This window comes from Enhydrobacter sp. (genome assembly GCF_030246845.1).
Lineage (GTDB): Bacteria > Pseudomonadota > Alphaproteobacteria > Reyranellales > Reyranellaceae > Reyranella.
Window position 1 is genome coordinate 1,528,447 of record NZ_CP126889.1, and the last position, 12,232, is coordinate 1,540,678.

Annotated in this window: 15 protein-coding genes, 1 pseudogene and 1 riboswitch; of the genes and pseudogenes, 9 read left to right on the forward strand and 7 right to left on the reverse strand. The window is 67.0% G+C overall.

Annotated elements, in window-relative coordinates:
- The first annotated feature begins 31 nt into the window (after window positions 1-31).
- Window positions 32-472, forward strand: a complete 441-nt coding sequence (locus tag OJF58_RS07725) for a MarR family winged helix-turn-helix transcriptional regulator (protein WP_300783255.1) — start codon at window positions 32-34, stop codon at window positions 470-472.
- Between the two features lie 11 nt (window positions 473-483).
- Here OJF58_RS07725 and OJF58_RS07730 read toward each other — a convergent pair whose 3' ends face one another.
- From OJF58_RS07730 to metZ, 3 genes are all read right to left on the reverse strand, one after another.
- The gene (locus tag OJF58_RS07730) at window positions 484-1,593 is read right to left on the reverse strand and encodes an acyltransferase (protein WP_300783257.1); all 1,110 of its coding nucleotides are present in this window, start codon (window positions 1,591-1,593) and stop codon (window positions 484-486) included.
- A gap of 95 nt (window positions 1,594-1,688) precedes the next feature.
- On the reverse strand, window positions 1,689-2,309 hold the full coding sequence (locus tag OJF58_RS07735; protein WP_300783259.1) for a TenA family protein: 621 nt from the start codon (window positions 2,307-2,309) through the stop codon (window positions 1,689-1,691).
- Window positions 2,310-2,329: 20 nt separating this feature from the next.
- Window positions 2,330-3,544, reverse strand: coding sequence for an O-succinylhomoserine sulfhydrylase (gene metZ / locus OJF58_RS07740; protein WP_300783261.1), 1,215 nt, complete (start codon window positions 3,542-3,544; stop codon window positions 2,330-2,332).
- 46 nt (window positions 3,545-3,590) lie between these two features.
- Window positions 3,591-3,666, reverse strand: a riboswitch (SAM riboswitch).
- 31 nt (window positions 3,667-3,697) lie between these two features.
- Here metZ and OJF58_RS07745 point away from each other — a divergent pair.
- Both OJF58_RS07745 and OJF58_RS07750 read left to right on the forward strand, forming a co-directional pair.
- The gene (locus OJF58_RS07745) at window positions 3,698-3,997 is read left to right on the forward strand and encodes a type II toxin-antitoxin system prevent-host-death family antitoxin (protein WP_300783263.1); all 300 of its coding nucleotides are present in this window, start codon (window positions 3,698-3,700) and stop codon (window positions 3,995-3,997) included.
- Complete coding sequence (locus OJF58_RS07750) at window positions 3,994-4,368, forward strand: type II toxin-antitoxin system VapC family toxin (RefSeq protein ID WP_300783265.1); 375 nt, start codon at window positions 3,994-3,996, stop codon at window positions 4,366-4,368. The genes OJF58_RS07745 and OJF58_RS07750 overlap by 4 nt, the downstream gene beginning before the upstream one ends.
- Before the next feature lie 4 nt (window positions 4,369-4,372).
- Here the strand turns inward: OJF58_RS07750 and OJF58_RS07755 are convergent, their stop codons facing one another.
- Window positions 4,373-6,058 (reverse strand): thiamine pyrophosphate-binding protein, encoded by a 1,686-nt coding sequence (locus tag OJF58_RS07755; RefSeq protein ID WP_300783267.1) that lies wholly within the window; start codon window positions 6,056-6,058, stop codon window positions 4,373-4,375.
- 11 nt (window positions 6,059-6,069) lie between these two features.
- Complete coding sequence (locus tag OJF58_RS07760; protein WP_300783269.1) at window positions 6,070-6,384, reverse strand: NIPSNAP family protein; 315 nt, start codon at window positions 6,382-6,384, stop codon at window positions 6,070-6,072.
- Between the two features lie 314 nt (window positions 6,385-6,698).
- Between OJF58_RS07760 and OJF58_RS07765 the strand changes: the two genes are divergently transcribed.
- From OJF58_RS07765 to OJF58_RS07780, 4 genes and pseudogenes are all read left to right on the forward strand, one after another.
- Window positions 6,699-7,283 (forward strand): RNA-binding protein, encoded by a 585-nt coding sequence (locus OJF58_RS07765; protein ID WP_300785209.1) that lies wholly within the window; start codon window positions 6,699-6,701, stop codon window positions 7,281-7,283.
- A 112-nt stretch (window positions 7,284-7,395) separates the two neighbouring features.
- A pseudogene (locus OJF58_RS07770) lies at window positions 7,396-8,151 on the forward strand (aldolase); the annotation flags it as partial.
- Window positions 8,152-8,173: 22 nt separating this feature from the next.
- Window positions 8,174-8,746, forward strand: coding sequence for a DUF4136 domain-containing protein (locus OJF58_RS07775; protein ID WP_300783271.1), 573 nt, complete (start codon window positions 8,174-8,176; stop codon window positions 8,744-8,746).
- Window positions 8,747-8,782: 36 nt separating this feature from the next.
- Window positions 8,783-9,331: a carboxymuconolactone decarboxylase family protein gene (locus tag OJF58_RS07780; RefSeq protein ID WP_300783273.1), complete on the forward strand. Its 549-nt coding sequence runs from the start codon at window positions 8,783-8,785 to the stop codon at window positions 9,329-9,331.
- Here OJF58_RS07780 and OJF58_RS07785 read toward each other — a convergent pair.
- Complete coding sequence (locus OJF58_RS07785) at window positions 9,323-10,261, reverse strand: RNA polymerase sigma factor (protein WP_300783275.1); 939 nt, start codon at window positions 10,259-10,261, stop codon at window positions 9,323-9,325. The two genes, OJF58_RS07780 and OJF58_RS07785, sit on opposite strands and share 9 nt — an antisense overlap.
- Before the next feature lie 168 nt (window positions 10,262-10,429).
- Here OJF58_RS07785 and OJF58_RS07790 point away from each other — a divergent pair, with 168 nt between their 5' ends.
- Together OJF58_RS07790 and OJF58_RS07795 are read left to right on the forward strand one after the other, a co-directional pair.
- Complete coding sequence (locus OJF58_RS07790) at window positions 10,430-11,014, forward strand: ferritin-like domain-containing protein (RefSeq protein ID WP_300783277.1); 585 nt, start codon at window positions 10,430-10,432, stop codon at window positions 11,012-11,014.
- 18 nt (window positions 11,015-11,032) lie between these two features.
- On the forward strand, window positions 11,033-11,428 hold the full coding sequence (locus OJF58_RS07795) for a cytochrome c family protein (protein ID WP_300783279.1): 396 nt from the start codon (window positions 11,033-11,035) through the stop codon (window positions 11,426-11,428).
- Window positions 11,429-11,434: 6 nt separating this feature from the next.
- On the opposite strand, the gene OJF58_RS07800 is transcribed toward OJF58_RS07795, so the two are convergent.
- Window positions 11,435-12,214, reverse strand: a complete 780-nt coding sequence (locus tag OJF58_RS07800; RefSeq protein ID WP_300783281.1) for a cyclase family protein — start codon at window positions 12,212-12,214, stop codon at window positions 11,435-11,437.
- Between the last annotated feature and the right edge of the window lie 18 nt (window positions 12,215-12,232).

A 12,232-nucleotide genomic window follows, 5' to 3' on the forward strand; every position in this document is an offset into this window, starting at 1 on the left:
CCGCGGCAAGAGCCGGCGCTAGTGTCGTGCGATGTCCGGCAAGACGCCGCACCTTTCGCCCGTCGACTGCACCTGCTTCCGCCTGCGCGGGGCGGCGCGGCGCATGACCGTCATCTACGGCCGTCATCTCGCGCCGACGGGCCTCAGGATCTCGCAGTTCTCCCTGCTCGGCCTCATCATCGCCGGGGGACCGGTCTCGATCGGCCGGCTGTCCGAGCTGGCGACGACGGACCGCACGACCCTCACCCGCAACCTGCGGCCGCTGCTGGCCGATGGTCTCGTCGAGCCTGCCGCCGCGTGCGGGCGGCGCCGCGCGTTCGTCGCGACGAAGGCAGGGCGCGCACTCTTCAAGCGCGCCCTGCCGCTCTGGGCGGCCGCCGAGCAGGAGGTGCGGAAGGCCTTGGGCGCCCGGCTCACGGCCGATCTGCACGGAACCATCGGTCGCTCGATGGAGCGGCTGGCGCGTCTCTGAACAGCCAGCTTCTACGCGCCGAACATCAGACGCAGGCGCTGCCGGCCCGCCTTCTCGACGCCGCGATGCGCATAGCCGGCGCACACCAGCGACGCGACCAGCATGGCGGCCATGATCGCAAGCGAGGCCGCCAGCGAAAGGTCGTCGCGGCTGTCGTGGCCGGCGGCCGAAAGCAGCCGGGTGGCGACGAACTGCACGAGGCCGTGGAACAGGTAGAGGGAATAGGAGATCTCGCCCAGCCAGACGAGCGGCGCCGCGTTCAGCAGCGCCGCCGCCCGGCCCTCGTTGGCGACCGCCGCCAGGATCAGCGCCGGAAAGAGCAGGATCGTCACGAAATCGCTGACGCCGAGATGCAGCAGCAGGACGAGGACGGCGACCAGGCCGACGAGGACCGCGTCCCGGCGCGCGAGCGACATCCACGACCGGCCCTCGAACGCCGTGTAGAGCAGGCTGCCGATCAGGAATTCCGGCATGCAGCGCAGCAGCGCCAACGGTCCGTCCCATTGGTCGAAGTCGTCATGCGTCATGTCGGCCAGGCCGGCGAGAGCCGCGACCAGGACGAGCGCCAGCACGATCTTGGTCGACCGGCGGGCGCGCCAGATCCAGGGCAGGGCCAGCGGAAAGCCGAGATAGGCGATGAACTCGATGCTGATCGACCAGGACGGATAGTTCCAGCTCAGCTCCGAGGCCTTCAATCCCTGCAGCATGAAGAGATTGGCGACCAGCGCCGTCAGCGACCGCGCGCCCTCGATCGCGACAGTCTCGTAGGCGCCGGTGGTGGCGTATTCGACCATGCGCGACGCCAGCGCCGTCGCAATGAAAAGCGAGAGCACGAAAAGATGCAGCGGATAGAGCCGCGCGACGCGGGCCAGCAGGAAGCGGCCGTAGGATCCGCGCACCGGCTCGGTGAAGACGCGCCAGTAGACATGCGTCAGCACGAAGCCGCTCAGCATGAAGAAGAGGTCGACGGCGAGATAGCCCTCGTCCAGCAGATGCGTGAAGCCGTCGGTGCTAAGCGCCGGCAGGTACTGCGCCGCATAGTGATACAGCACCACCCAGAGGGCGGCGATGCCACGCAAGGGAGTGAGCGACTGAAGCTGACCGGACTGTTGCGAACGCATGCCGACGCGGTGTGCGGATGAACGACCGACGGCAAACGCTCGGCTGCGCGCATTCGTTGCGCGCGCCCAGTGAGGCAATTGAAAGGCGGGACCGCCTATTCCCGGCCCGAATGGGCGTCGAAGAAGCCGTACTCGAGTTCCATCGCGCGGCGGTAATTCGCACGTACCGTCTCATTGTCCGCGGCATGCCGGTCGAGCAGCGCCTCGAGGCGCGCCGCGAGGGCCTCGAAGCCGGGATCGGCGTAGGTCTTCACCCACTCGGCATAAAGCGGCGCCACGTCCGTGCGGGCGAGCGTCTGGCCGAGAAAGGCATAGAGCCTCATGCAGGGCGTCATGGCGGCAACCGTCTCGCCGAGCTTGCCGCATCGCGCCGTGTCGAGCAGGAAATCGACATAGGCGCGCGTGGCCGCGACCGGCACGACGCCCGCGAGCGCGACCTTCCAGCGCTCGGCGTAGCCGCCGTGGAGCTTGAGCTCGTCCAGCACCGCCGCGATCAGCGCGGCGAAGCCGTAGAGATCCTCGCGCGTCTCGCCATGTGCGAGGCAGAAGGCGTAGGCGCGCGCGAAGGCCTCGAGAAAATAGGCGTCCTGCGCCACGTAGTCCTTGAAGCTCTCGAGCGGCAGCGAGCCGTCGCCGAGGCCGCGCACGAACGGATGGGCGAGGATCTTCCGCGCCCAATCGTCGTTGGCCTGCCAGAGAGAGCGGGAGAGCGACACGGAGCGGCCGACCCGGCGCTTCAGCCGCCCAGCGCCTGCACGAGGTCGGCGATGACGTCGTCGGCGTCCTCGAGCCCCACCGAGATGCGGATGGTGCCGTCGCCGATGCCGAGCCTGGCGCGTTCCTCCGCACCGATGCGCAGGTGCGTGGTGGTGGCCGGATGCGTGACCATGCTCTTCGCATCGCCGAGATTGTTGGAGATGTCGACGAGCTGCAGCCGGTTGAACGCCTCGAATGCCGCCGGCTTGCCGCCCTCGAGGTCGAAGGCGACGACGCCGCCGCCGGCCGACATCTGCCGCATGGCGAGCTCGTGCTGGGGATGGTCCTTGCGGGCGGGGTAGAGCACGCGCGCGACCGCCGGATGCGCGGCCAGCGCCTCGGCCACGCGCGCGGCGTTGGCGCAGTGACGCTCGATCCGCAGGCCCAGCGTCTCCAGGCCCTTCACCAGCACCCAGGCGTTGAACGGGCTGAGCGAGGGCCCGGTGTTGCGAATAATGGGCTGCAGCTTGTCGAGGATGAACGCCTTCGAGCCAAGGACCGCGCCGCCCAGCGTACGGCCCTGGCCGTCGATGTACTTGGTCGCGGAGTGGACGACGACGTCGGCGCCCCATTCGAGCGGCCGCTGCAGGATCGGCGTCGCGAAGGCGTTGTCGAGCACGACCGCGGCCCCTGCCTTGTGCGCGAGCCCGCACACGGCCTTGATGTCGACGATGTCCAGCATGGGATTGGACGGCGATTCGAACAGCACGGCCTGGGTCGGCTTCGAGAGCGCCTTCTCCCACGCCGCGAGGTCGCCGCCGTCGACCAGCTCGCCCTCCACACCGTATCTCGGCAGCAGGGTGGAGACGATGAAATGACAGGAGCCGAAGAGCTGGCGCGCCGCCACGACCCGGTCGCCCGCCTTCAGCAGCGCCAGCAAGGCGTAGAACACTGCCGACATGCCGGTCGCGGTGGCGCGGCAGGCCTCCGCGCCCTCCAGCGCGGCCAGCCTCTGCTCGAACATCGAGACAGTCGGGTTGCCGAAGCGGGAATACTGGTAGTGGGCGCTCTCGCCCTTGAAGGTGGCTTCCGCCTCCTCCGCGCTCGCATAGGCATAGCCCGAGGTCAGGAACAGCGCTTCCGACGTCTCGTCGAAGTTCGAGCGGATCAGCCCGCCCCGGACGGCGCGCGTCTGCGGCCTCCACTTGCTGGTATCGGCCGCCTGTTTCCTCTTGCCCGCGATCGTTCCGTCCATGTCGCTCTCCACAACGAAAAACCCCCGACCGGAAAGGGCGGGGGCTTTTTCGAGCGCTCCGACCTTTTAGCGAGGTTTAACGTGGCCGCAAGCCGGTCGGCTCAAATTCCACGATGGCAGTCCTCATATAAGCGGTCACGGGCCAAGGCAAGCGTGATCTTGCGGCGCCCGGTCGATTTAGCTAAGTTAGCCAACATGCGGTATGTCAACACCCACGAGGCCAAGACGCAGCTCTCCAAGCTTATCGCGGCGGTGCGCGCAGGCGAAGAAGTCGTCATCTGCCAGGCCGGCAAGCCTGTCGCACGCCTCGCCGCCTACGAGCCCGCGCGGAAAAAGCCACGGCTCGGCGCCTGGAAGGACAAGATCGTCTTTCAGCCGGGATGGGATTCGGCCGAGACGGATGCCGAGGTCGAAGCGATGTTCGACGTGCTCAAGGAAACCGACGGCCGTTGAAGCTTCTGATCGATTCCAATGTGCTGATCTGGGCCATCGGACGGCCGACCGAATTGTCCCACGCCGCGCGACAGGCGTTGCAGGAATCCAACGATCGCTTTGTCAGCATTGCCTCGATGTGGGAGATCGCGACCAAGGTGTCCCTCGGCAAGCTTTCCTTGCCGGATGATCTCGCGGCGGCGTTGAACACGATTGCGGCGGTCGCATTGCCGATCACACCAGCCCACATCAACCGCGTGCAGCGCCTTCCCTTCCATCATCGCGATCCTTTCGACCGCATGCTGGTCGCCCAGGCGATGGAAGAAGGCCTGACAATCGTGACGCGCGACCGCCGTGTCGGTGCTTATGGTGTTCCGGTGCTGGCGGCCTGAGCCGTCAGCGCTGTCGCGCCAGCGCCTGCTCGCGCAGCTTGCTGAGCGTGATGCGCGAGGTCAGCGCCTCCGGATCGACCTTCACATGGATGATCGCGGGCTTGCCGGCCGACACGGCGCGCTCGAAGGCCGGCGCGAAATCGGCCGTGCGCGTCACCGTCTCGCCGTGGCCGCCGAAGGCGCGGGCATAGGCCGCGAAATCCGGGTTCTTGAGCTCGGTGCCGTGCACGCGCGTCGGATACTCACGCTCCTGGTGCATGCGGATGGTGCCGTACATGCCGTTGTCGACCACCACGATCACGACATTGGCGCCGTGCTGGACCGCCGTGGCGAACTCCTGGCCGTTCATCAGGAAGCAGCCGTCGCCCGCGAACGAGACGACCATGCGGCCGGGCTGGACGATCTTGGCCGCCACCGCGGCCGGCACGCCGTAGCCCATCGCGCCGCTCGTCGGCGCCAGTTGCGTGCGGAACCCGCGATACTGGAAGAAGCGGTGCAGGAAGGCCGCGTAGTTGCCCGCGCCGTTGGTGACGATCACGTCGTCGGGCAGGCGTTTGTTCAGCCAAGCGATCACCTCCGTCATGTTGACGGCGCCGGGCTGCTGGTTGGGCTCGATGTTGGCGAGATAGGCGGCGCGGCCTTGCTCGACATGCGTCTTCCAGCGCGCACCGTCGACCGGCTTCATCGCCTTGGCCGCCCTCGTGAAATTCGCCATGCCGCTGTTGATCGGCAGTGTCGGCTGGAACACGCGGCCGAGCTCCTCGGCGCCGGCATGGACGTGGACCAGCTTCTGCCTCGGCACCGGGATGTCGAGCAGTGTATAGCCCGCGGTCGTGGCTTCGCCGAGCCGGGGGCCGATCGCGACGATCAGGTCGCACGCCTTGATGCGCTCGGCGAGCGGAGGGCTCGCGCCGACGCCGAGATCGCCGACGAAATTGGGATGACGGTTGTCGAGCAGGTCCTGGTTGCGGAACGCGGTCGTCACCGGAAGATTGTTCGCCTCGATGAAGGCGCGGATGTCGGCGCAGGCCTCGGCCGTCCAGCCACCGCCACCCAGGATCACCATCGGCTGGCGCGCCGCGTCGAGAAGCTTGCGCAACGCCGCCATATCCTCCGCCGCCGGAGCGCCGCGCGCGATCTTGTAGGGACCGGCGTCGGCGACCTCGACCTCGTCGGTCAGCATGTCTTCCGGCAGGGCCAGCACCACCGGCCCGGGCCGGCCGTTCACGGCCCTGTGAAAGGCCTGGCTCACCAGCTCGGGGATGCGCCGCGCATCCTCGATCTGCGCCACCCACTTGGCCATCTGGCCGAACATGCGGCGGTAGTCGATCTCCTGGAACGCCTCCCGGTCGGCCTGCTCGCGCGCCACTTGGCCCACCAGCAGGATCATAGGCGTCGAATCCTGGAAGCCGGTATGGAGGCCGATGCTGGCGTTGGTGGCTCCCGGCCCCCGCGTGACGAAGCAGATGCCCGGCTTCCCGGTGAGCTTGCCGTAGGCCTCCGCCATGTTTGCGGCGCCGCCTTCCTGCCGGCAGATGACGTAGCGCAGCGAGTTGCGCTGCGCATAGAGCGCGTCCAGGGCCGCGAGATAGCTTTCGCCAGGTACGCCGAAGACCGTATCGGCGCCATGAATGCGAAGCTGGTCGATCAGGATTTGCGCGCCGCTGCGGCGGGGATAAGAGGTCGTCATGCGCTCTTCCTTCACTTCGTGGGTGAGAAGGAGGTCGGCACCAATATCTTGTTGTTCATGGTCTTCATGAACTCCCGGCTCTTCTGCAGGTAGGCCTGCCAGGCCGGATCGGCCGCCATCGCCGCGCGGCGCTGCGTGCGATCGGCCAGGTCCTCGTAGGCCCAGATATGGACGATCTCGTTCACATTGCCGACTTCGGTCGTGAAGTAACCGACCAGATGGCCGAGATGTTTCATCTGCACCGGCAGCCCCTCCTTCTCGTAGAGAGCGAGGAACTCGCGCAGCCGACCCGGCTGCAGCTCATAGGTGCGATGGTCGATGATCACGTGTCTCTTCCTCCGGCAAGTCCAATTTCCGTGGCGATTGTGTGGCGTGCCCCGTCCAAGCTCAACCCTTGTGGACTCAGGCGCGGAATCAGAGCATAAGTGCGGCATTGCGACACTGGCCGAGGAGCATCTTCAGGGGTCTCCGGCAAAGACGCGAGAGCGTGATACCGGTCAACGTCCATCCCGTGAGCTTCTTGGTCATCATCTGTCAAAGGTCTACGAATCGCTGGGACGCCTCCGTCCCAACAAGCGCGCGCCGGACTCCGCTCCTTCCTTCCTCCAGCCCAGAGCCTTGAATGAGTCGTAAATTGTTTGTGGGCAACCTGCCCTACTCGGTGACGTCCGAGCGTCTGCAAGAAGCTTTCTCTCAATTCGGGACCGTTGCCTCTTCGAAAGTGATCGTGGATCGCGAGACAGGCCGCAGCCGCGGCTTCGCCTTCCTCGAGATGGAAACAGATGACCAGGGCGCTGCAGCGATGCAGGCCATGAATGGCGCATTGCTGGACGGCCGCTCGATCGCCGTCCGCGAAGCGGTCGAGCGTCAGCCCGGTGGTGGCGGCTTCGGCGGCGGCGGTGGCGGTGGCTTTCGTCCGCGCGGACCGCGCACGCCCTATGGCGGCGGTGGCGGTGGTGGTGGCGGCTTCGGCGGCGGCGGCTATCGTGGTGGCCCCGGCGGCGGTGGCTTCGGCGGCGGTGGCGGCGGCGGTTATCGAGGCGCCAGCGACGGCGGCCCGATGCGCGACCGGCGCGCCGACTTCTCCGGTGGAGGCGGTGCTCCCGGCGGCGGTTACGAGCCGGGTGCCGACGCGGGTCGTCCGCAGCGCCGGCGCGACGGCGGACCGCATCGTCGCGATCGCGATTACGAACCACGCAAGCGCGGCTTCGACGACGATCAGTAGATCGCCGATCGCAATTGGATAGAAACGCCGGGATTCGTCCCGGCGTTTTCGTTCGCGGTCGGATTTCGCTTCCCCCGCACGATTCAAACCAGCATCATCCGCGCCGACGCGAGGGGATGAACGGGAAATGCTGGTCAACGATCCGGTCACGCAGGCGCGGCTCGATCTCGCGGCGGCGCTGCGGTCCGCCGCCCGACACGGACTGAACGAGGGCGTGTGCAATCACTTCAGCATGGCGGTGCCCGGACGCTCCGATCTCTTCCTCGTCAATCCGCAGGGCCTGCATTGGTCGGAGATTTCGCCGTCCGATCTCGTGGTGGCCGACTTCGCCGGCAACGTCGTGGAAGGACGCCATCCGGTCGAACCCACGGCCTTCCATATCCACGCGCGCATCCATGCCGGCAAGCCGGGCGCGGCGGCGGTGCTGCATACCCACATGCCCTACGCGACGGCGCTCACCTCGATCCGCGGCGGCCGTATCGAGATGTGCACCCAGAACGCCTTCCGCTACTGGGAGCGCATCGCCTACGACGAGGCCTATAGCGGCCTCGCGCTCTCGACGACCGAGGGCGACCGCATGTGCCGGGCAATGGGCGACAAGGACATCTTGTTCCTGCGCAACCACGGCGTCGTGGTGTGCGGCCCGACCATGGCGCAGGCCTACGATGATCTCTACTATCTGGAACGCGCGGCGATGGTGCAGGTGCTGGCGATGCAGACCGGCCGCCCGCTTCATGTGATCGACGAATCCTGTGCGCGACAGACCGCCGAGCAGATGGCAGGCGAAAGCCAGCAGGCGTTCCTGCATTTCGACTCGTTGAAACGTCTGCTGGACCGTGACGAGCCGGGCTGGCGGACGCTCGCATGACAGAAAGATCGGGGGAACAGCGATGCGCACGATCGCGATCGGGATGATGCTTTTGGCCTTGGCCGTCGCGCCTGCGTCGGCCCAGGCACCGCCGCTGGGCAAGCTGGAGATCAAGGCCTATCAGGTGATCCCGAAAGCCAAGACCGCGGTGCAGCTCACCGACGACACGGCGCTCGGCCGGCACATCCGGGGCCAGGTGATGGAGCGACTGGCCCGTCGCGGCAACGAAGTGGGCTTCCACGGCAACAACGTCATGCGGCTCGACGTCGCCTATCTCGATCTGCTGGGCTCCGGCGGCGGGTCCGACACCATCGGCGGCCAGCCGAGCTACGCCCCTCCGGCCTCCAACCCGAGGCCCGAGTTGCCGAGCAATCGCGTCCAGCGCCGCGACCTGATCAACATTCCCAAGAGCAAGTCGACGCTGCGCATCACGCTCACGCTCTACGACTCCACCACCGGCAAGGTGATCTGGGGTGCGACCGCCTCGTGCGGGACGGACGGCAACGACGTCGAGCGTGTCGGCGATGCAATGGTCGAGGCGATCTTCAAGGACGCCAATCGCAGCCATATCGGCGATGCCGACTGCCCGCTCTGAGCCTTCCGACAAACAACGATCCTCAGGAGACCATCGATGCCGCGCCTGGCCCCGCTCGACCTCGCCAAACTGACGCCGGAACAGAAGAAGGTGGCCGACGCCATCGTCGCGGGCCCGCGCGGCGGCCTGCGCGGACCGTTCGAGCCCTGGCTGCGCAGCCCGGCGCTCGCCGACCGGGCGCAGAAGCTCGGCGAATACTGCCGCTTCAACAACTCCCTGCCGCGCGATCTTTCCGAGCTCGCGATCTGCCTGGTGGGCCGGCACTTCAAGGCGCAGTACGAATTCTACGCCCATGCGCGCCTTGCGAAAGAAGCGGGGCTTGCGCCCGCGATCATCGAAGCCATCCGCACGCGCCAGACGCCGCCCTTCACGCGCGACGTGGAACGGATCGTCTACGACTTCGTGACCGAGTATCTGGCGACCAATCGGGTCGCAGCGCCGAACTACAGGCGCGCGCTCGACGCTTTCGGCGAGCAGGGTGTCGTCGATCTGGTGGGCGTGTGCGGCTACTACATGCTGGTCTCGATGACCCTCAACGTCTTCGAGATGGCCCTGCCGCCCGGCGAGCCCGAGCCGCTAGCGTAGCGCCACGATCAGCAGCGCCAGCACCGCCAGTGTCAGGAGCGCGGTGGTCGATTGCCAGAAGAGCGGGCGCGACAGCGGAACCCGCTCGCGCTGGATCTGCTGGGCGATACGGTGCCAGATGTCGGGCGAGGCCGGAGCACCATCGGCCAGACGCTCGGTGAGGAGCGCCAACCGGTCCTCCCACATGTCGGCTGCATGGCAATAGCGGGCGTCGCGTTCGCGCCGGCGTTCGAATGCGCGGCGGCTCGCGCCCTGCAGGCTGCCGACGGCGTACTGGGCCGCCATGAGCTCGCGCCAGTCCGCCTCGGCGCCACCCGACAGGCAGCGCCCCATTTGCGCGAGGCCCCGGCGGACCCAGCTCTTGGCCGTGCCGAGCTGCACGCCGAGTCGCGCCGCCAGCTCGCGATGGGTCAGTCCCTCGAAATAGACGAGCGCGACCGAGCGGCGGTGGTTGAGCGGCAGATTGGCGAGGCACGCGTTCACCTGGCGCGCCGCCTCGCTCTGTATCGCCTGATCCGCCGGATCGCGATCCGGCAGGACGAGCGTGTCGGCATCGAGCTCGCACTGCGCGACCTCGCGGCGATGCAGCCGGTCCTTGGCCGACAGCGCCCGGTTGCGGACGATCCTGATCAGCCAGGCGTAGGCCGGCCCCTTGCCCGGATCGTATCGATGCGCCCAGCGCCAGACGCGGAGAAAAGAGTCCTGCACGACGTCCTCCGCGAGATCGGGACGACCGACGATACCGCGGGCGACGGCGAGCATCCGGGCGCCGGTCAGCTCGTAGAGGCGCGCGAAGGCGCGCTCGTTCCCGGCGGCAGTTTCCGCGAGCAGCAGCGCCAGCGGCTCGAGCGGGGCCGGCGAAGACACCGCAACCGGCAGCGGTACACTCGCGTGCCCGACGATCCGGCGGAGGTTGAAGATCTCTCCCATGGAGACTTCTCCTTCGCACCTTGATACCCCGGCCGAGCCGAATTGGATGCAGCCGGCGGCGCAAATAAATGCATGGCGTCATTGCGCGAGCCGCGCATCCATTTTGCCCGGGCCGAGGGTTTTCCGATCGACGACGCCTGTTCCGGGCGTCGTGACCGGGAGAATACCATGACCATCGCCAAGCTCGTTCCCGCAGAGCGGGAAATCCGCCGCAGCTTCCTCAGCGGCTTCGGCAAGTTCACCTTGTCGGCCACCGCCATCGCCCTGCTGGCCGGCAATGAGAAGCTTGCTCTCATCACGCCCGCGTCGGCAAAGACGGCCAACGACGATGTCGCGATCCTGAATTCGGCCCTCGGCGCCGAGCAACAGGCGATCGCCGCCTACCAGCTCGGCGCCGACTCCGGGCTGTTACAAAAGCCGGTGCTGGCGCTGGCGGTCCAGTTCCAGGGCCATCACAAGCAGCACGCCGACGCGCTCGCAAAGGCGGTGCAGAAGCTCGGCGGCAAGCCGGCGACGCCGCTCAAGGACTACGGCTTCCAGAAGGACAAGCTCAAGAGCGAGGCCGACGTGCTTTCCTTCGCTGCCACGCTCGAGAAGGGCGCCGTCAGCGCCTATCTCGGCGCCGTTCCGATCCTGACCGATCGCGAGCTCGCCAAGGCCGCCGCCTCGATCCTGGGCGACGAGGCGATGCATTGGGCGGTCCTTCGCCAGGCGCTGGGCCAGACGCCGGTGCCTGAGGCATTCGTCTCCTGAGCCGCGGATCGCCCGACCATGAAAACCGTGCTTGCTTCCTGTCTCCTTGCATTTCTCATGGTCGGGCTGCCCGCCCAACACGCGCAGTCGGCAACCGGCGATCCCAAGCGCGGCGAGGCGATCTACCATCGCTGCCTCGCCTGCCATTCGCTCGAGCACAATCGCGTCGGGCCGCGCCATTGCGGCCTGTTCGGCCGAAAGGCCGGCACCGTCGAGGGCTACGCCTACTCCACCGCGATGAAGAAGTACGGCGTGATCTGGAACGAGAAGACGCTCGACCATTTCCTCGAGAATCCGCTGAAGGCGGTTCCCGGCACCAAGATGGGCTATGCCGGCGTCAAGGACCCGCAGGAACGGGCCGACCTGATCGCCTATCTCGAGCAGGCGACGCGCGATCCCAAGATCTGCAAATGAGCGCCGCTATTCCTCGAAGATCGCGACCGCCCTCGTCCAGCCCGCCGACGCCCCGCGGATCTTGTGCGGGAAACAGGAGATCGTGAAGCCGTCGGGCGGCAGCGATTCGAGGTTGTGCAGCTTCTCGAGATGGCAGTAGCCGATATGCCGGCCGGCCTTGTGGCCTTCCCAGATGATCGACGGGTCGTGGTCCCTGACCCACTTCTGGGCGGTGAAATAGAAGGGCGCGTCCCAGCTCCAGGCGTCGGTCCCGGTGAGCCGGATGCCGCGCTCGAGCAGGAACATGGTGGCATCGTAGCCCATGCCGCAGCCGGAATTGACGTAGTCGCTGTTGCCGTAGCGCGAGCCCGCCCGGGTGTTCACCACGACGATCTCGAGCGGTTTGAGCTCGTGGCCGATGCGGCCGAGCTCGTCCTCGACCTCCTTCGCGGTGATCACATGGCCGTCGGGCTTGTCGCGGAAGTCGAGCTTGACGCCGGGCTGGAAGCACCATTCGAGCGGGACCTCGTCGATGGTGATCGCGCGTTCGCCCTTGTTCATCGTCGGATGGAAATGATAGGGCGCGTCGAGGTGGGTGCCGTTGTGCGTCGACAGGTTGACGTTCTCGACCGCCCAGCCCGCACCGTCGGGCAGATCCTCCTTCCTGAGGCCGGGAAAGAAGCCTGCGATCTGACCCGCCGTATCTTCGTGCCTGTGGTAGGCGATCTTGGGGCCGAACGGCTCCGGATCGGAGACGACGTCGTTTTCGAGGTAGATCGACAGATCGACGAACCGACGTTTCTTCATGCGGCCTCCAGAAAGCTC

What these genes read in the sequence shown, in the direction of transcription:
- OJF58_RS07725 (WP_300783255.1), top strand. Translation starts at nt 32, where the DNA reads ATGTCCGGCAAGACGCCGCACCTTTCGCCCGTCGACTGCACCTGCTTC.
- OJF58_RS07785 (WP_300783275.1), bottom strand. Translation starts at nt 10,261, where the DNA reads ATGGGAGAGATCTTCAACCTCCGCCGGATCGTCGGGCACGCGAGTGTA.
- OJF58_RS07790 (WP_300783277.1), top strand. Translation starts at nt 10,430, where the DNA reads ATGACCATCGCCAAGCTCGTTCCCGCAGAGCGGGAAATCCGCCGCAGC.
- OJF58_RS07795 (WP_300783279.1), top strand. Translation starts at nt 11,033, where the DNA reads ATGAAAACCGTGCTTGCTTCCTGTCTCCTTGCATTTCTCATGGTCGGG.
- OJF58_RS07800 (WP_300783281.1), bottom strand. Translation starts at nt 12,214, where the DNA reads ATGAAGAAACGTCGGTTCGTCGATCTGTCGATCTACCTCGAAAACGAC.
- metZ (WP_300783261.1), bottom strand. Translation starts at nt 3,544, where the DNA reads ATGGACGGAACGATCGCGGGCAAGAGGAAACAGGCGGCCGATACCAGC.
- OJF58_RS07780 (WP_300783273.1), top strand. Translation starts at nt 8,783, where the DNA reads ATGCCGCGCCTGGCCCCGCTCGACCTCGCCAAACTGACGCCGGAACAG.
- OJF58_RS07730 (WP_300783257.1), bottom strand. Translation starts at nt 1,593, where the DNA reads ATGCGTTCGCAACAGTCCGGTCAGCTTCAGTCGCTCACTCCCTTGCGT.
- OJF58_RS07755 (WP_300783267.1), bottom strand. Translation starts at nt 6,058, where the DNA reads ATGACGACCTCTTATCCCCGCCGCAGCGGCGCGCAAATCCTGATCGAC.
- OJF58_RS07775 (WP_300783271.1), top strand. Translation starts at nt 8,174, where the DNA reads ATGCGCACGATCGCGATCGGGATGATGCTTTTGGCCTTGGCCGTCGCG.